Here is a 17,235-nt window from a genome sequence, read left to right as displayed (position 1 = left end):
TCAATATTTCAATCCTTTTTTCCAGACAGCGACGTTCTATTACCAAGACAAAGCTTATGCCTAACTCCACGCTATGCTATCGGAATCCCGTTTTATTCATACTTTTGTACTATCAACTAAACTAGGTATTGCCCTGTGCTACTTCCGTCACTTATATAATACAAATGTACCTTAATTTTTCCATCGCCTGTGCCAGTTCCGTAAGTCCTAACTTCTGGAAAAATATTACATATTCGTATAAATCCGCACAAAACTGGATCTGCCTAACTGACTTTTGCAAGATATCTGTTGATTAATTTTCTAAACACGCGCCAGTAGGGGGGCTGCTGCTAATAAGGTTTTTGTGTAGGGGTGTTGAGGATGGGTAAAAATTTGTTTTGTGTTACCTAGTTCCACAATTTTGCCACTATGCATCACGGCAATACGATGGCATAAGAACCGCGCTAACCACAAGTCATGGGTAATAAAAAGATATGTTAACTCAAATTCCGTCTTCAAGGCTAACATTAAATCAATTACTTGTGACTGCACACTAGCATCCAACATACTCACAGGTTCATCGCAGATTAAAAGTTTGGGACGAGTAATTAAGGCGCGGGCGATGGCTACTCGTTGCTGTTGTCCCCCAGATAAATCCGATGGATACCGTTGATAATAAATTTGTGGCGGTGTTAGTCCGACTTTTTCCAGCATCCACGAAACTTCTGATTTGGCTTTTTCTGCATCGGCAAGATTATGGATAAATAATGGGTCAGCGATACTTTGTCCCACTGTCATCACAGGGTTAAGACAAGCATGGGGATCTTGAAAAATCATTTGCATTTGTCGCCGCCAAGAACGAATTTCTGGACGCGATAAAGTCGTTAAATCTTGTCCTAAAAATTCAACTTTGCCAGCAGTGGGACGAATGAGTTGTAATATTGTTTTGGAAAGTGTACTTTTGCCACAACCTGATTCGCCAACTAATCCAAAAATTTCTCCCGGATACAGTTCTAGGTTAATGCCATCTACGGCTTTAATTGTTTGCTGTTGTCTGTTCCGGATTTTTTGAATAAAGTTCGCTTCTATCGTGTAGTGTTGTCGTAGTTCTGTAATCCGCAAGATTGGCGACAAAGACCTTTGTTCCTGATTATCCACTGCCAACTCTGTAATTTTTTCATCTACTGTTTGAATATGCAAAGCTGCTTTTAACAGGGAGCGGGTGTATTCATGTTGAGGTTGTCTCAATACAGTTTTAGTTGCACCCATTTCTACTATTTTCCCTTGATGCATAACACCGATGCGATGGCAATACTCGCCCACCATGGCTAAATCGTGAGAAATTAACAGCAGCGCCATATTTTCTTCACTGCATAGGCGGGTTAATTCTTGGAGAATTTGGGCCGAAACAGTGACATCTAAACTGGTGGTGGGTTCATCAGCGATGATTAATTTAGGGTTGAGAAGTAAAGCTAAGGCGATGGCTACTCGTTGGCGCATTCCACCGCTAAATTCATGAGGATACTGATACCAACGACTAGCAGGAATATTAACTTTTTCTAAAGTGGCGATCGCTTGTACTTTGGCTTCCTTAGTTGATAATTTTGGTAAGTGTGCTTGCAGGGTTTCGATGCAGTGTTGACCAATAGTCATCAAAGGGTCAAGGCGTGTCATGGGATCTTGAAAAATTAAGGCGATGGCTTCCCCTCTAAATTTACGCAACTGGTGAGGCATTAAATCTAACACTGATTCTCCCTGAAATGTCACTTGCCCCTCCACGCGACTGAAGGGAGGTAACAAGCGCATAGCAGCTCTTCCTAAGGTGGATTTACCACAACCAGACTCTCCCACTAAACCCATTGTTTCGCCTGGTTGTAAGGTGAAAGATACATCATTGATTGCCCAAGTTGTGGTTTCGTTGTGAGGCTGAGGATAAGCAACACGCAGATTCTCTATACAAAATAAAGCTTGACTCATATGTTATTTGCCTAGTTGTGATCAGAACTTCGCCCTTAAATTTTTTCCTTGGTAAAGACAGGAAAATGTTACAGGTAAATTCGGCATAATTTCTATTTCCTCGCGGCTTCAATACTGTAGCTTTAGTTGTTACAAAAATAACAGTTTTCCCTGGACAACAATGAGACAATCTCAGCAGTAACGCAAAACGTAACAATTGTTATTTTTCGTTCTTTGGCTCTTCTTCAAGAATACCTTGACAGTATTGAATAAGAGTTGTGAGGCGATGGCTGATGGTTTTGAGTCTTTGTTTGGCAGTGGATGCTTGCCGCGAACCTTGGAGAAACATGACATCAATTTCCAACAAACGTAGATGCTTACTGATTTCTGTCTGATAAGACTGTATACGGGAACTTACATCAGGCAAAGGGACAATCTGCTCGCGAAAGAATTGCTGCAAGAAGGCTACAGCTTTTCGTAGTTCAGGTGTATTGACTGCGGTAGTGTTGAGATCAAAATGGAGTTGCTCTAGCAAAGTCGCTAGAGCCTGATATTTCTCAAGATTTAAACACATCCGGTACTAGTTAAGATAGTATTGATGTCAAGAAAATTATCTTTTACAATAAATTTTCCCAACTCCTTATTCAAAGCATAAGCCTCAAATCATAGTTTGGAGTTTAATTTTAAATAAATGGATTTTCCGCCTTATGATATCATGTTCGATTAAATACTTGTCATTACCAACCTAGCCATAGCAGGGTGAAGTAATCTCAAAGTCATTGCGATTGCTAGAAGCTCTGGGGCACCCTAGGGGAAATTTCTGCCTTGTTCCATTCGTTTTTGACAGATCACAAGTAATTTACTGAACATAATATGATTTTTTAATCTTGGTATGCATAGTTACCATAGGCAATTATAAAATCATTTTCATTTCTTACTCGTGTCTTGCAGGTAGGATTTTATGCCCGCGACGCTCTCTATTCCCTTGATCATTAACTTATTTACCAATCACCTGTAATCGCTATTGTATGAGCAGCATACTTGTAAATTCCACAACTGATCTCGCCCTTCCGGAATGGCTTCAGAAATGTTTACGTGAATCATTAGCCTATAAGGGCGAACCCGAAGAAAACCGAGGGTACGATGATGAAGTATTAATTGGTAAGGCCTTTGAATTTGCTTATCAACTGCATGAGGGTCAATACCGCAAATCGGGAGAATTGTTTGTTAGTCATCCCGTGGCGGTGGCTGGATTGCTGCGAGATTTGGGAGGGAGTCCTGCTATGATAGCAGCTGGATTTCTTCATGATGTGATTGAAGATACAGATGTCACAGGGGAAGAAATAGAAGCACATTTTGGGGCTGAAGTCCGGCAATTGGTTGAAGGTGTTACCAAGCTGTCTAAAATAAATTTCACTAGTAAAACTGAAAGCCAAGCGGAAAACTTCCGACGGATGTTTTTGGCCATGGCCCAGGATATTCGGGTGATTGTGGTGAAATTGGCAGATCGTTTGCATAATATGCGAACTCTACAATATATGTCTGAGTCTAGCCGCCGCCGCACCGCCCAGGAAACTAGGGATATTTTTGCCCCGTTAGCAAACCGCTTGGGAATGTGGCGGATAAAGTGGGAATTGGAAGATTTGTCTTTTAAATACTTGGAACCAGAGGCTTTCCGCCAAATACAAGAGTATGTTTCTGAAAAGCGGGCGGCGCGGGAAGAAAAATTGGCCAAAACGACAGAAATGCTGCGGGAACGTTTGCAGCAAGCGGGGATTCACTGTCAGGATATTAGTGGTCGCCCCAAGCACCTTTATAGCATTTATCAAAAAATGCAAAGGCAGCAAAAAGAATTTCATGAAATTTACGATTTGGCGGCTCTGCGGATTATTGTCCAAACTAATGAGGAATGTTACCGGGCTTTGGCAGTGGTTCATGATGCTTTTCGCCCGATTCCTTCTAGATTTAAGGATTATATTGGATTGCCCAAGCCTAATCGTTACCAGTCCTTGCATACTGGAGTGATTGGGCTGAGTGGTCGTCCTTTGGAGATCCAAATTCGTACTGTAGAAATGCATCATGTAGCTGAATATGGGATTGCAGCCCATTGGAAGTACAAGGAAACAGGTGGTTCTACTAGTCAATTTACCACTACAGATGAAAAATTTACTTGGTTAAGGCATCTACTGGAATGGCAAAGTGATCTCAAGGACGCTCAAGAGTATCTTGATAGTGTCAAAGATAATTTATTTGAAGATGATGTTTATGTCTTCACCCCTAAGGGGGATGTTGTACCTTTGAGTCCCGGTGCTACCTGTATAGATTTTGCTTATCATATTCATACTGAAGTGGGTAACCACTGTGCAGGGGCCCGGGTCAATGGTCGTATGGTACCGTTATCAACTCGGTTGCAAAATGGCGCCATTGTAGAGATTCTTACCCAAAAGAATAGCCATCCTAGTTTGGATTGGTTGAATTTTGCCAGGACTTCTGCGGCGAAATATCGGATTAAACAATGGTACAAGCGATCGCGCCGAGATGAAAATGTGGCTCGTGGACGAGAGTTATTAGAAAAGGAACTGGGTAAAACTGGTTTTGATAATTTGCTGAAATCCGAAGCAATGCAAACTGTAGCGGAAAAATGTAATTATCACGGCGTAGAAGACTTACTGGCTAATTTGGGTTACGGTGAAATTACTCTCAATTTGGTACTAAATCGTTGGCGAGAAGTAGCTAAGGAACAACAACCAACGAATGTGATACCACTATTTAGCCCGAAAGAAGCACCTACATCAAAAGTTTTGCGAGATGGAAATCCCGCTAGTTTGCGTCCTTGTGATTCACCGATTATTGGTGTGGAAGGATTGGTGTACCACTTAGCTGGGTGTTGTACTCCCATACCTGGTGAACCAATTATTGGTGTGGTCACCCGGGGGAGGGGGATTTCCATCCATCGCCAAGGGTGCCATAACTTAGAAAGTGTGGAGTTTGAGCGCCTAGTACCTGTTAGTTGGAACCCAGCCACAGAACATATCAGCCGTCCTCTGACTTACCCGGTGAATGTGCAAATCGAAGCCCTTGACCGGGTGGGGGTATTGAAGGATATTTTATCTCGGTTGAGTGACCAGGGGATCAATGTGCGTCATGCTCAGGTGAAAACTTCTATTGGTCAACCTGCGTTGATTGATTTGGGAGTAGATATACGCGATCGCTTGCAATTGGAGCAAGTGTTTACTCAAATAAAAAAAATGAGTGACATTTTAAATATCCGTCGTGTTGGTCAACTTGATGAAGAATCCTAGGCAAAGATAAATACGGTGTTTCTGTTTTGGTAGGGTGAGGGGGTAGGAGACGTTCGGAACGTCTGTACAAGGGTTTAATCTGTAAACAGAACATCTAAAGATTTATAGTGAAATCTTTACTAATCTACTTCACGGTATGCTACCATACCGCTGAAGCTGAGATTGTGCTGTAGATGAGAGAGATGTTTTGGTTAACTTTAAACAACCAAAACTTGTCTTTACTTCTCCCTCACTGCCTATTCAACTCTTCCGTTGTTTTTTAACGACTTTTTCAGCAAACCCTAGTCAACCAGTATTAACAACATTACTAATAGACTGCAACATTTTTTCTCGCTTTTTCCTGGCAATTTCTTGTAAATCAACTGTTCTATCGGTTTCATCGACAATTTCACCGGTGATCACTTCCAGTACGTCTTCCAAGGTGATAACACCGGCCACATCGCCATATTCATCAACTACTACAGCTAGATGTTCACGAGCCGCAATGAAGTTTTTCATTAATTTATCTGCCCGAATTATCTCCGGAACAAAGTGAACTTTGCGAGCTAAATTAGCAATTTTTTCTTGATTTTTGCCTTCAACCATTGCAGTGAGTAAATTCTGCTTTAAGGCGAATCCAATTACTTGATCAATGGATTCATCAACTACTATGATTCGTGTATGTTGGGAGGAGATAATATCTTTTTTTGCTTCATCGAGAGTCAAGTTACCACGTAGATATGTTACCATGATGCGCGGTGTCATCAAATCTGCTGCTGTGACATCGTTTAATCTAAACACCCGTTGAATCATTTCGGCTTCATCGGTTTCAATAATCCCTTCTTGCTGACCAATGTTCGCCAGCAGCTTAATTTCAGCCTCATTAGTTGTTGGTCGTTTTTTGGTCTTAAAAAACCGCGCAGTCAAGTTTTCTATAATCCAAACTAAGGGTGTGAAAACAATAGAAAGTCCAGTAACAGGTAAAGCCGTCAACATGGCGATTCGTTCAGAATAGCGCTCTCCCACTGTTTTAGGAATGATTTCTGCAAAGATGATAATTAAAAACGTAAACATTCCCGAAAAGATACCAAGCCAAGTATCTCCTAATACTTGACTAGCAATACTGCCTGTGACAATACTACCAACAATATTAAAAATATTGTTAATAATTACAATGGTTGCAATAGGTCGATTCATATTTTCCCGAATAGCCAAGAGTGCAAGGGCTGCGGGGTGATTTGATTGGGCTAATTGTCTAACTCTGACGGGAGAAACAGAAAATAAAGCTGTTTCTGTACTAGAACAAATCGCTGAACCTAAGATAACAACAAAAACAATTATCAGAAGCTGAAACATATAGGTTCCCAAATTTGGGAAGAAAATTTTGGGTTAGTACGGCTAAATGGAAGTTAAAAGTCAAAAATCAAAAGTCAAAAGAATCCTCTTGTCGATTGTTGAGTAGTTTTTTATGGTGGTTTACTTCCGCCGTCTTGCATTAGTGATAACAAAAATATACGATTATGCCATTTTAGCAATATCTGGGAACAAGCCACTAAAGCTATGCTTTAGAGGTATGTCAATTATTTTATTTATTCAATTCCTATGCAGGAAATATTTCCCGGAGAAGTATTCGCCAACACTGTGGATTTCGACAAGGGCATTCGTCAACTTTTACCCCGATATGATGAAATGTTAGAGGCAATTACCCGATGTCTTTCTACCACAACTCGCCGGGTTTTAGAACTAGGCTGCGGCACAGGAGAACTGACTCTCAAAATCTTCCAACGCTTTCCCCATGCCCAAATTATGAGTGTAGATTATTCACCGCGAATGTTAGAACATGCCTGTAAAAAAGTTACATCTGCTGGATATCGACAACAGTGGACTGGTATACAAGCAGACTTTGGTGAATGGGCAGAAACTCCAGACAAGTTTGATATTGGTGGCGAATTTGATGCTTGTGTGTCATCTTTAGCCATTCATCACCTCAATGATGAAATGAAGCTGAAGTTATTTCAAAGAATTGCTGCGAGTCTGAACCAAGGCGGTTATTTTTGCAATGCAGACCCGATATTACCGGAATCGCCTCTCCTCAAAGAAGTTTACCAGACAGTACGAGAGGAATGGGCAATGGAACAAGGAATTACTTTAACACAGGTTCGGGCTAAACTTGGCAGTAGCAGTCAAAAAGGACACTCTAGCCAAGACCAACTTGCTACTTTAGATGCTCATTTGCAAATGCTGACCATATCTGGATTTAAGATCGTGGTAGTACCTTGGAAATATTACGGTTTAGCTGTGTTTGCTGGTTGGCTTTGAAAAGCGCGCCTGGGCAAAAGCCATAAATCAAAATATCAAATAGTATCCCAGGCGGTTCCTCTATATCCATAATCAAAAATTTCCGGATGCAAAATTTCTGCCAAAATTTCTAGAGAATCTGCTAGTCGTGGCCCTGGACGGTTAAAGTAGGCATTACCATCAGTAATGTAAACTCTGCCACTTTGGGTGGCGTGAAGTTTTTGCCAATCTGGACGTTGACTGAATAATTGAGCTTCTTGACGAGTCCGATTTAAATCAAAGCCACAGGGCATAAAAATGATGATATCTGGATTGTTCTTTAACAGTGTTTCCCACTGCAGGGTACTAGAGGGCTGACCTGTCACACTAAACTGTGCTTGACCTCCTGCCAAATTAACTAGTTCGGGAATCCAATTCGCAGCTGTCATTAAAGGGTCTGTCCATTCCAAACAAGCAACCCTGGGTAACTCTGTTAAGGAAAGCCCTTGGATTTTGCGCCGACAAATTGTCACACGAGCTTCTAAATTTTCTAAAACCTTAACTGAGTCTACACTAAAGATATTACTGACTCGCTCAATATCTTGCCAAACATCCTCAAGAATGGTGGGTTTTAGGGAAATAATTTGAGGTGAGCTGTGAACGAGAGTAGCAACAGCTTTTTCCACTTCTGCCAGGCTGACTGCACAGACATCACACTGGTCTTGAGTGACAATGTGGGTAGGTTCTAATTTCTCTAAAATATCGGTTTTGATTTCATATATGCTTAAGGCTGATTGTATCAAATGGTTGACATCATCGTGAATTTCGCGGCTTTGTCTATGAGAGTCTAAGCGTGCTTGGGTACAAACGGGGCGATTTTGAATTTCTGGAGGGTGGTCACATTCATGGGAGCGTCCAACAATTTGATTAGTCAATCCCAAGGAGGCTAAAATTTCAGTTCCACCGGGAATCAAAGAAACAATCCTCACACTGTTATTTGCCATTGAAATACCTCAATAAGTCTGTTATTATTCCAATTCTTACAAACTTTAACAATTAGGGTATCTTTCTCTAGGTGAATGCCCGAGAGTTCTGGTAGTTAGTATTTACACTGATAAGTAGTAATCATTTATTCTTAGATATAAGTCTAATTTTTTGGACAACAGATTTCAGCAGCTTGTTCTCTGTTATTTTTTGGCAGGAAGCAGATTAATAGGTCATGACACCGACGGTTCAAAATTTACTATTCCATGCTGCTCTGACAAAAGTTCACGCATCATTTTACACAAATGGAACACAACCACACAAGGGATCAGCTTTTGAAGCCAATTTTTTGATAACCATGGCTATGGTTTTAATTGCACTCTCCATTCTTCCAAGGTAATGTATTTGTTATCTATAACATCTAGCACTTCAATGACTTCACCTGTGTTCAAAACACGGAACCAATAAATTGTGTTGTCGTGTTTGGGTTCACCCTCGAATACTCTAACTTTGTAGTAGGGATCATTTGCCACAGGATAAGCATAAACAATTGCTGCAACCCTTATAGTTCCTTTGGATAGTCGTTGAATTTCTCGCGCTTTTCTTTGTACTAATGGTAGCTGCCAAACTAGGTTGAATGCTGTTTTTTCATCAATTTGGTTGGCGGTTTGGGCAACTTGGATGCTAGCAAGAGATTCTAATTCCTCTGGCTCCATCTGTATATAGTTTTGGGAACTGTTGCTAATGGTTAACTTCTCTGCACATCCTATGAGCACAGTCCCCATGATGGGAAACCAGATTAATTTCCTCATAAAGCTAACCCTCAGGATTGATTAGTAACAAATTGTAAAACAAAATTAGACGAAGATAAATCAGTGTATGTAGTAATTGTAACAAAATCAACGTTAAAGTCAATTTGTCACGTTTTTTCTGTAATAAGTTTGATTAAAGTTTTTGCGTAATTTAATTGTTCGGAATAACCTAACAACAGGGCGGATTATTGTCTCTACACAGCTAGTAGATTTATCATTAGTCAGCATTATGGTAACTTGTGCTGATGGTATACTGACGCGAACCGCAACATAGGAGATACGCGTTTTTTTACGACATACCTAATGTACTGGATTGGCAAGAGGTATGCGCGGGGTTTTATTCATTGTGATTCGCATCTTAGTGAGCGGGTAGTTTTTAACTATCCATAAATCTCAATTATCTCACGTACTAAACAAGCTAACTTTTCGGCACTATCAGGAATGGCGATCGCTTTGGCATTTTCTGACATTTTGGCTAACTCTGTGGGGGATTGTAATAAATTTAAAACCTGAGTTTGCAATATGTTTGTTGTTAATTTTGATTGCTCAAAAGTTAAAGCTGCACCAGCTTTAGTAAATACGTCTGCATTGTATGTTTGATGATTTTCGGCAGCAAAGGGGTAAGGTATTAATATAGCTGGCGTTCCACATACAGCCAATTCTGTTAAGCTACCAGCACCAGCCCGACTAATGGCTAAATTGGCTCGTCTGAGCAATGCGGCCATTTTGTCATAGAATGGTAATGCTGTGTACTGGGGATGTTTAAGACTATCGGTTTCGGGATCGCGATCGCCCGTTAAATGTACCACATAAGCACCTGCATCAAGCCAAGCAGGACATGACTGACGCACTAACTGATTTACAGCCACGGCACCTTGACTTCCACCAAAGACAACAATTAAAGGCGCATGTTCAGGAATGGGTAAATCCAGTGATGGATCAATTCCCAGGTCAAGGAATTGGGAACGTACGGGAGTACCCACATAGGCCTTTTTAGCACGAGGTAAATATTTACCAGCCTCGGCAAATCCTAAAGCAACCACACTGCACCAAGGTCCAAAAAATCGGGTGACTTTACCGGGTAAGGCGTTAGATTCATGAAAAATTACAGGTAAACCCAGGGAACGCGCCGCAATCACGCTGGGTCCAGCGATATAACCACCAGTAGTGACTACACCCTGAAAATTCCCTTGTTTGAGGATATGTCTCACCTTCTGAATCCCAGCTATCAGCCCACCCAAGATCCGTAGTGTTGACAATCCAAATCCTTGCTGAAACCCTTCAACTGCAATAGTATTCAAAGGATACTCTTTGGGGACAAGTTGAGTTTCTAAACGATTTGAGACCCCGAGCCATTCTATTTTATAATCTGGCAGTTTCTCAGCCAGTGCGATCGCCGGAAACAAGTGCCCACCAGTACCACTGGCAGCTATTAATAATTTTATCGGTGCGTTTGCCATCAAAACTCTACCGTTTAGCGCCTAGCTTATCTAAGATAAAACAATTTCCTGACATTCTTACTCAAATCAGCAAACTCTTACCCAATGATTAACATTACTGCCTTGCTACTCAAACACCAACAGAAATTTCCCCATAGTATTTGGTTGCTTTTATCTCTGCTGATGCTTGGTGTAACTAGTAATTTGCAACCAGTTGCAGCCAAGACACCAGGACAAGTGCAACCTGTTTCTGCTGCTGTCAAAGACTCTCAGATGTCTTTAAGGCAAAGACTTCGCGAATCCCGTTCCCATAATTTTTATTTCCCCATGTCAACAGATAAAAGTGTCCTCAACAATGCACCTACTGAGTTAAAAAATCTGTTATCGGAAATAGACGCAGCAGCAACCTTGGGGGATCTTAAAGCACTGATGCAGTTATATAGTCCCAAGTTTACAAGTAAAGATGGATTAAATTTCCCATCTCTAGAAAAATCTTTGATCGCACTCTGGAAAAGATATCCACGGGTGCAATACAGTACGCAGTTGCAATCTTGGAAAACTCAAGGCAAAGCTATTATTGCCGAAACGGTAACTAATATTACTGGTTTACCTTCCGCTAATAGTAATAATTTGAGTCTTAATGCCACTATTAAATCTCGACAACGGATTGAAGATGGCAAAATAGTGTATCAAGAAATTTTGTCAGAACGTAGCCTATTGACCTCTGGTAAGAAGCCGCCACAAGTTAATGTGGTTTTACCACAGCAGGTTAAAGTAGGTCAGGAGTATAATTTTGATGCCATTGTCCAAGAACCATTGGGGGATGATTTTCTGTTAGGAACGGCACTAGAAGAACCAGTCCAAGTCAGTAAATATCTCAATCCCACATCTGTAGAGTTGAACTTGTTGACATCTGGCGGACTCTTTAAAGTGGGACGCGCACCATCTACCCCCGGTAACCTCTGGGTTTCTGCAGTAATTCTCCGGGGCGATGGAATGACTATGGTGACTCAGCGTATGCAAGTTGTGAAGTAGGAATCAGCGACAATGAGGATTGGGGACTGTTGTCTCCTCCCCTTGTCTCTAGAATATTTTGTTTGAATCATGATTTCTCTACAAAATCAAATTATTTTAATTACTGGTGCGAGTAGTGGTATTGGTGCTGCTTGTGCCAGAATTTTTGCCGGTGCGGGTGCAAAATTAATTTTAGCGGCGCGACGGTGGGAACGCTTGCAGGAACTAGCGAATAATCTCAAGGAAGAGTTTGGAGTTGAGATTTATTTGTTACATTTAGATGTGCGCGATCGCTCGGCGGTTGAATATGCTATTGCTAACTTACCTCCCGGCTGGAGTGATATTGATATTCTCATTAATAATGCTGGTTTAAGTCGCGGTTTAGATAAGTTGTATGAGGGCGACATTCAAGGGTGGGAGGAAATGATTGATACTAATATTAATGGGTTGCTGTATCTCAGCCGCTATGTTGTTCCTGGTATGGTGAAACGCGATCGCGGTCATATTGTGAATTTAGGTTCTATTGCTGGACATCAAACTTATCCGGGTGGTAACGTATATTGTGCTACTAAAGCTGCTGTGCGGGCAATTTCTGAAGGTTTAAAACAGGATTTGTTGGGAACTCGTGTACGGGTGACTTCTATTGATCCTGGGATGGTGGAAACTGAATTTAGCAATGTGCGCTTTTATGGTGACCATAAACGATCTGACAAAGTTTACCAAGGCTTAACTCCTCTCACAGGTGATGATGTCGCTGATGTGATATTTTTCTGCGTTACGCGATCGCCCCATGTCAATATTAACGAACTGATACTTATGCCTGTTGACCAAGCTAGCGCTACTTTGGTTCATCGACAAAGCTAAGAAGCATCAATGGGACATTGCTGAATAATCACCCACCTAAATTGTTAAATGACAATGAAAATGTGTGGGTTGATACAATAATCTTCCAAAGGCTATTATAGTCTTTTAAAACCCTTTACTTATACCCTTACAGCGGATTTATCCGCTCAAGAACCACCAGAGCGATTAGGAATCACCCCAATAAGGATGATGAGTAGTTTCCTGCGCCCTGGTGATTTACTTATTTTTAGTTTAGGCTATAGCTAGCTTAGAGGTGATTTTTTCGGCGAATTTCACTGTAAGCCAAAACTATTGGATTGGGAAGAAAAATAATTGTTAGCTAATAAATAATACAATTAGAAGGTCAACTATGCTAGCAATAAAAAACATTAATTTAATAGTTCCCCACAGCTACCATCAAACCAAGATAAATATTTTGATAGAAAACTGGTACAAGCTTTTGAGAGTTGTTGTTTTGATGGGGCTGACATTTGGCCTTTCCCTAGCATTGGCATCTAGACCAGCTTGGGCACATGAACTGGCTGAAAATGCTTCAGGACTTAATCCCCAACTGTGGTTGCGAAATGGTTTGCAGTGGATTCATAGTCTTGGTGCTCTGGGAGGATTGGCGTTTATCCTACTCTATATTGTGGCCACAGTCGCTTTTTTGCCAGGTTCAATTCTGACTCTCGGTGGTGGTGTTTTGTTTGGGGTAGTGATGGGTTCGTTTTATGTATTCATTGGTGCAACGATAGGGGCTACAGTTGCTTTTTTAATAGGACGTTATTTGGCTAGGGGTTGGGCTGCCAAAAAAATTGCGAATAACAACAAATTTCGGGCCATTGATGAAGCAGTGGGTAGAGAAGGACTGAAAATTGTATTTTTAACCAGACTTTCTCCTGTATTCCCTTTCAATTTCTTGAATTATGCCTATGGTGTGACGAGAGTTTCACTGAAAGATTACATTGTTGGTTCTATTGGCATGATTCCTGGAACAATTATGTACGTTTACATTGGTTCCTTGGCTGGTAATATTGCCACAATTGGAACTGAGTCTCAACTTGATCACCCTGGTTTACAGTGGGGAATTCGCATTATTGGCTTCCTGTCCACGGTGGCTGTAACGGTTTATGTAACTCAAGTTGCTCGTAAAGCTTTAGAGAATGAAGTTTTCAAGTAATTTATGGCTAAGACAACCAAATTATTAGTCATAGCTGCAAGTTAAATATCTTAATGGTAGAGTTATTCGTGTCAAATTCAACACCGCCAAAAGTCAATGTTTCACCAATGGATAAGCATAATCAGAAACTCGTTTCTTATGTTCATCCTCTTGATTGGGTAAATCCTCAACCTGTTCATTGTTACGACTTAGTAGTAATTGGTGCTGGGACAGCTGGATTAGTTGTAGCAGCAGGAGCCGCAGGTTTAGATGTGGGACTAAAAGTTGCTTTAATTGAAAAGCATTTAATGGGGGGAGATTGTTTAAATGTTGGTTGTGTTCCCTCAAAATGTATGATTCGTTCTTCCCGTGTAATTGGGGAAATTTGGGGCGCAAAAGCTTTTGGTATTCATCCCCCAGAACGGATAGAAGTGGATTTTGCTCAAGTTATGGAACGGATGCGGAAGGTTAGATCTGATATCAGCCATCATGACTCTGCGGCGCGTTTTCAAAATTTTGGGGTTGATGTTTTTTTAGGAAACGCTTGTTTTGCGAGTCAGAATACCGTTGAAGTTGGTAATCAAAAACTGCGTTTTAAAAAAGCTGTGATTGCTACAGGTGCTAGACCTGTGCGTCCATCAATTCAGGGATTGGCAGAAGCTGGTTTTCTCACTAATGAAACAGTATTTTCACTGACTGAACTTCCTCAACGTTTGGCTGTAATTGGTGGCGGACCCATTGGTTGTGAACTGGCGCAAACTTTCCAGCGTTTGGGATCTGACGTAATTTTATTTCATAAAGATTCCCATATTTTAAATAAAGAAGATGGGGAAGCCGCACAAATTATACAAAATACTTTTATTAAAGAAAAAATACATTTAATTTTAAATAGTCAAGTAAAAAATGTAGAAAAGACCAGCACAGGAAAGGTCATCCACTTTGTCAGTAATGGCTCACAAACGTCGATTACAGTTGATGAAATTTTTGTTGGTGTAGGACGGGCACCGAATGTGGAAGGTTTAAATTTAGAAGTGGTAGGAGTAGAGTATGATCACCTTCAGGGAGTGAAAGTCGATGACTACCTGCAAACAACTAACCCAAAGATTTATGCAGCTGGTGATATCTGCATGAATTGGAAATTTACTCACGCAGCTGATGCAGCAGCGCGGATTGTGATTAAAAATACTTTCTTTTCACCGTTTGGTTGGGGGCGACATAAACTCAGTAATTTAGTTATGCCTTGGGTAACTTATACTGACCCAGAAATTGCCCATGTGGGAATGTATGAACATGAAGCTCGGGAACAGGGTATTGATGTCAATACAATTAAGATTCCCTTGAGTACCGTAGACCGAGCGATGGCAGATGGTGAAGAAGATGGTTTTGTCAAAATCCATTACAAAAAGGGTGCTGATACAATCTTGGGGGCAACAATCGTTTCTCGTCATGCAGGAGAAACCATCAGTGAATTAACTACAGCGATTGTGAATAAGGTTGGTTTGAATAAACTATCTAGGGTCATACATCCCTACCCAACTCAATCAGAAGCGATTAAAAAAGCAGCAGATACTTATCGCCGCACACTACTGACACCCACCTCAAAACGACTGCTAGGGTTGCTCACAAAATTCTCTTAGACAATGTTTTAGAAGTGGAGGGTTGTTGTAAGAAACCTGACGTTGCAATATTAACAATTACTGATCTAACCGCCTCCACGTCAATTAATACACTGAGTCCTGTTTTGCTAGTGAGAATAATATTATTTAGAGAGATATCCCGATGAATCACGCCTTGACTGTGCAGATAGAGTATGCAGGGTTTTTACACGCAAAAATATTCTGTGTTACTTAAGCTATATCAAGTAACAATTACTTATATTCTTTAGGAAATTTATGCGGTTGACATAACTTACTGTTTGGTAATTGCTGCCTGTTGTTGTGCTGTCTCACTATAGTTTCGATACAGTTGTGTACGGATTTTCGCTTCCTGATAGCGGCTGTGGTCAGGTGCTACCATACTCATTAAATCAGCAGCTCTTTGCCACTGAGCAGCTAATTCTAACCACTGAGTTGAGGTTGTAGCTATTTTCCCTCTACTTGAAGCTTGGTTGGCAATTCGCACAGCTTCTGCAAAAGGGTCATTAGCAGCAGGAAGTGGACTTTCTTCTGTTGGTGTCATCAAAGAGTTAAAGGTTTGTAATGGCATAAAATTAATTAATTTATTGCCTAACTGAGCATATACAACCAAAGCAACTAGCAAAAGTGAGCATAAACCAACTGCTGTTAGTATTCTTTTTTTGGATGAATTTTTAACAAATACTGAAGAACGAGAAAGTTTTGTTTTAGGTAAATTTATTTTTACTAATTCAGTTTGCGCTTCTTTCAAATCTGTAATCACCTGCTTCAGGATATGTGGCTGAACTAATGTAATTTCCTGTGACCAAAGCAATTGATGATCCCGATAAATTTCCTTGAGCCAAAGTAGTTGTTGTTCCCGAACAATTCGACTATTAATATTCACTCGACGAATATTACGGGGTGAGATGGAATTCAGGATTTGCTGGATTTGTTCCACTAGAATAGATTGCTCAAGTTCCTCTTCTTTGGGGGCTTCACAGAGAATTTGTAAAACACCATCAGCAAAAATAGCTCTGGTTCTAACCCCGAACTTAGCTAGTTTTTCGTTCAATAGTTGAATGATTGCAGCTACACTACCTTGGTGAGCCTGCCAAGCAATATCATTTATCCGATCCAGCGTTTCAAATTTGGTGCGAGTTGTTCCACCCTGACTTATTAGCTGACTCATTAATTTAAAGACTCTATTTTACTGATTTTAACTTTGTCTTCGATTTTACAAATAAAAATATGATTTGCCAAATAAAATCATAAAAATTAAGGCTTTTTTTGGTTAATCAGCAAGTTTTATCACTATTTGCTAAAACTCACGTTGGTGTACAATTTACCTATTTAAGATGATATTTTGTCCCCTTAGCGATCGCCTGTCGTTATCTCAACGCAGGTAAATGAGTGATGCGATCAGAGAATTTGACTAAGTATGATCAGGTTTAAAACCGAGGGACCTTAAGTGCTTCTTCAAGCTTACCGCTAATCATTGGGCTTGTTGGTTTGCTAATCTTTCTTTCTTTTTTCAGGCTTTTTTCAGAGCTTATGCGACAAAAGCCTCAAGTCAGTTACAGTTACTAAGTCGGCTAAAACTCAGCCAAAACAAAAGCCCCTTCAATAGAAGAAGAGGCTTTCGTATAAAAATAGACCTGGCATCGAGCTATTGTTGCAGAGGGCGACCCCTAAACTATCGTTGCCGCGGCGGCGTTTCACCTCTGAGTTCGGGAAGGTATCAGTGTGGTTCCACCGTGCCATAGACACCAGGAAAGATTGTAGAGTCAGAGACCCTGAAGACTGCAAGTAACGCGAAAATGTAATGAGAGGTCAAGCCCTCGGTCTGTTAGTACACCTCAGCTGCATACATTACTG

Annotated in this window: 13 protein-coding genes and 1 rRNA gene; 6 read left to right on the top strand and 8 right to left on the bottom strand. The window is 40.8% G+C overall.

Translation table 11 applies throughout. The features are described from left to right. Nucleotides 1-300: 300 nt before the first annotated feature. Both NWP25_RS03890 and patD read right to left on the bottom strand, forming a co-directional pair. Nucleotides 301-1,956 (bottom strand): dipeptide ABC transporter ATP-binding protein, encoded by a 1,656-nt coding sequence (locus NWP25_RS03890; protein WP_280649580.1) that lies wholly within the window; start codon nucleotides 1,954-1,956, stop codon nucleotides 301-303. A 199-nt stretch (nucleotides 1,957-2,155) separates the two neighbouring features. Continuing rightward, nucleotides 2,156-2,509 (bottom strand): heterocyst frequency control protein PatD, encoded by a 354-nt coding sequence (gene patD, locus NWP25_RS03885; RefSeq protein ID WP_280649579.1) that lies wholly within the window; start codon nucleotides 2,507-2,509, stop codon nucleotides 2,156-2,158. A 454-nt stretch (nucleotides 2,510-2,963) separates the two neighbouring features. On the opposite strand from patD, the gene NWP25_RS03880 reads away from it, so the two are divergent. Beyond that, entirely contained in the window at nucleotides 2,964-5,237 is a 2,274-nt protein-coding gene (locus NWP25_RS03880) for a RelA/SpoT family protein (protein WP_280649578.1), read from the top strand. A 285-nt stretch (nucleotides 5,238-5,522) separates the two neighbouring features. Here NWP25_RS03880 and NWP25_RS03875 read toward each other — a convergent pair whose 3' ends face one another. Further along, nucleotides 5,523-6,572 carry a hemolysin family protein gene (locus tag NWP25_RS03875; protein ID WP_280649577.1) on the bottom strand — a complete coding sequence of 350 codons (1,050 nt, stop codon included), beginning with the start codon at nucleotides 6,570-6,572 and terminating at the stop codon, nucleotides 5,523-5,525. Between the two features lie 246 nt (nucleotides 6,573-6,818). On the opposite strand from NWP25_RS03875, the gene NWP25_RS03870 reads away from it, so the two are divergent. Continuing rightward, complete coding sequence (locus NWP25_RS03870; protein ID WP_280649576.1) at nucleotides 6,819-7,535, top strand: class I SAM-dependent methyltransferase; 717 nt, start codon at nucleotides 6,819-6,821, stop codon at nucleotides 7,533-7,535. Nucleotides 7,536-7,570: 35 nt separating this feature from the next. On the opposite strand, the gene NWP25_RS03865 is transcribed toward NWP25_RS03870, so the two are convergent. From NWP25_RS03865 to murG, 3 genes are all read right to left on the bottom strand, one after another. Continuing rightward, a complete protein-coding gene (locus NWP25_RS03865; protein WP_280649575.1) occupies nucleotides 7,571-8,497 on the bottom strand; it encodes a cobalamin-binding protein in 927 nt (308 codons plus the stop codon). A gap of 342 nt (nucleotides 8,498-8,839) precedes the next feature. Next, nucleotides 8,840-9,289 carry a hypothetical protein gene (locus NWP25_RS03860; protein ID WP_280649574.1) on the bottom strand — a complete coding sequence of 150 codons (450 nt, stop codon included), beginning with the start codon at nucleotides 9,287-9,289 and terminating at the stop codon, nucleotides 8,840-8,842. Between the two features lie 380 nt (nucleotides 9,290-9,669). Then, on the bottom strand, nucleotides 9,670-10,749 hold the full coding sequence (gene murG, locus NWP25_RS03855; RefSeq protein WP_280649573.1) for an undecaprenyldiphospho-muramoylpentapeptide beta-N-acetylglucosaminyltransferase: 1,080 nt from the start codon (nucleotides 10,747-10,749) through the stop codon (nucleotides 9,670-9,672). Nucleotides 10,750-10,833: 84 nt separating this feature from the next. On the opposite strand from murG, the gene NWP25_RS03850 reads away from it, so the two are divergent. The 4 genes from NWP25_RS03850 (at nucleotide 10,834) to NWP25_RS03835 (ending at nucleotide 15,381) form a co-directional block, all read left to right on the top strand. Next, nucleotides 10,834-11,763: a nuclear transport factor 2 family protein gene (locus NWP25_RS03850; RefSeq protein ID WP_280649572.1), complete on the top strand. Its 930-nt coding sequence runs from the start codon at nucleotides 10,834-10,836 to the stop codon at nucleotides 11,761-11,763. A gap of 69 nt (nucleotides 11,764-11,832) precedes the next feature. Continuing rightward, nucleotides 11,833-12,606: an SDR family oxidoreductase gene (locus NWP25_RS03845; protein ID WP_280649571.1), complete on the top strand. Its 774-nt coding sequence runs from the start codon at nucleotides 11,833-11,835 to the stop codon at nucleotides 12,604-12,606. 457 nt (nucleotides 12,607-13,063) lie between these two features. Continuing rightward, nucleotides 13,064-13,765: a TVP38/TMEM64 family protein gene (locus tag NWP25_RS03840; protein ID WP_374913240.1), complete on the top strand. Its 702-nt coding sequence runs from the start codon at nucleotides 13,064-13,066 to the stop codon at nucleotides 13,763-13,765. 68 nt (nucleotides 13,766-13,833) lie between these two features. Continuing rightward, entirely contained in the window at nucleotides 13,834-15,381 is a 1,548-nt protein-coding gene (locus NWP25_RS03835) for a mercuric reductase (RefSeq protein ID WP_280649569.1), read from the top strand. 271 nt (nucleotides 15,382-15,652) lie between these two features. Here the strand turns inward: NWP25_RS03835 and NWP25_RS03830 are convergent, their stop codons facing one another. Together NWP25_RS03830 and rrf are read right to left on the bottom strand one after the other, a co-directional pair. After that, a complete protein-coding gene (locus tag NWP25_RS03830) occupies nucleotides 15,653-16,549 on the bottom strand; it encodes a hypothetical protein (RefSeq protein ID WP_280649568.1) in 897 nt (298 codons plus the stop codon). 464 nt (nucleotides 16,550-17,013) lie between these two features. Next, nucleotides 17,014-17,131 (bottom strand): 5S ribosomal RNA (rrf, locus tag NWP25_RS03825). Nucleotides 17,132-17,235 lie beyond the last annotated feature (104 nt).

It is taken from the genome of Umezakia ovalisporum Ak1311, assembly GCF_029891685.1.
Taxonomy (GTDB): Bacteria; Cyanobacteriota; Cyanobacteriia; order Cyanobacteriales; family Nostocaceae; genus Umezakia; species Umezakia ovalisporum.
This window is presented reverse-complemented; position numbering and strand designations above follow the sequence as displayed.

Excerpts from the sequence above, each read along its gene's own strand:
- NWP25_RS03860 (WP_280649574.1), bottom strand. The coding sequence starts at position 9,289 with ATGAGGAAATTAATCTGGTTTCCCATCATGGGGACTGTGCTCATAGGA.
- NWP25_RS03880 (WP_280649578.1), top strand. The coding sequence starts at position 2,964 with ATGAGCAGCATACTTGTAAATTCCACAACTGATCTCGCCCTTCCGGAA.
- NWP25_RS03830 (WP_280649568.1), bottom strand. The coding sequence starts at position 16,549 with ATGAGTCAGCTAATAAGTCAGGGTGGAACAACTCGCACCAAATTTGAA.
- murG (WP_280649573.1), bottom strand. The coding sequence starts at position 10,749 with ATGGCAAACGCACCGATAAAATTATTAATAGCTGCCAGTGGTACTGGT.
- patD (WP_280649579.1), bottom strand. The coding sequence starts at position 2,509 with ATGTGTTTAAATCTTGAGAAATATCAGGCTCTAGCGACTTTGCTAGAG.
- NWP25_RS03850 (WP_280649572.1), top strand. The coding sequence starts at position 10,834 with ATGATTAACATTACTGCCTTGCTACTCAAACACCAACAGAAATTTCCC.
- NWP25_RS03875 (WP_280649577.1), bottom strand. The coding sequence starts at position 6,572 with ATGTTTCAGCTTCTGATAATTGTTTTTGTTGTTATCTTAGGTTCAGCG.
- NWP25_RS03870 (WP_280649576.1), top strand. The coding sequence starts at position 6,819 with ATGCAGGAAATATTTCCCGGAGAAGTATTCGCCAACACTGTGGATTTC.
- NWP25_RS03890 (WP_280649580.1), bottom strand. The coding sequence starts at position 1,956 with ATGAGTCAAGCTTTATTTTGTATAGAGAATCTGCGTGTTGCTTATCCT.
- NWP25_RS03840 (WP_374913240.1), top strand. The coding sequence starts at position 13,064 with ATGGGGCTGACATTTGGCCTTTCCCTAGCATTGGCATCTAGACCAGCT.
- NWP25_RS03865 (WP_280649575.1), bottom strand. The coding sequence starts at position 8,497 with ATGGCAAATAACAGTGTGAGGATTGTTTCTTTGATTCCCGGTGGAACT.
- NWP25_RS03845 (WP_280649571.1), top strand. The coding sequence starts at position 11,833 with ATGATTTCTCTACAAAATCAAATTATTTTAATTACTGGTGCGAGTAGT.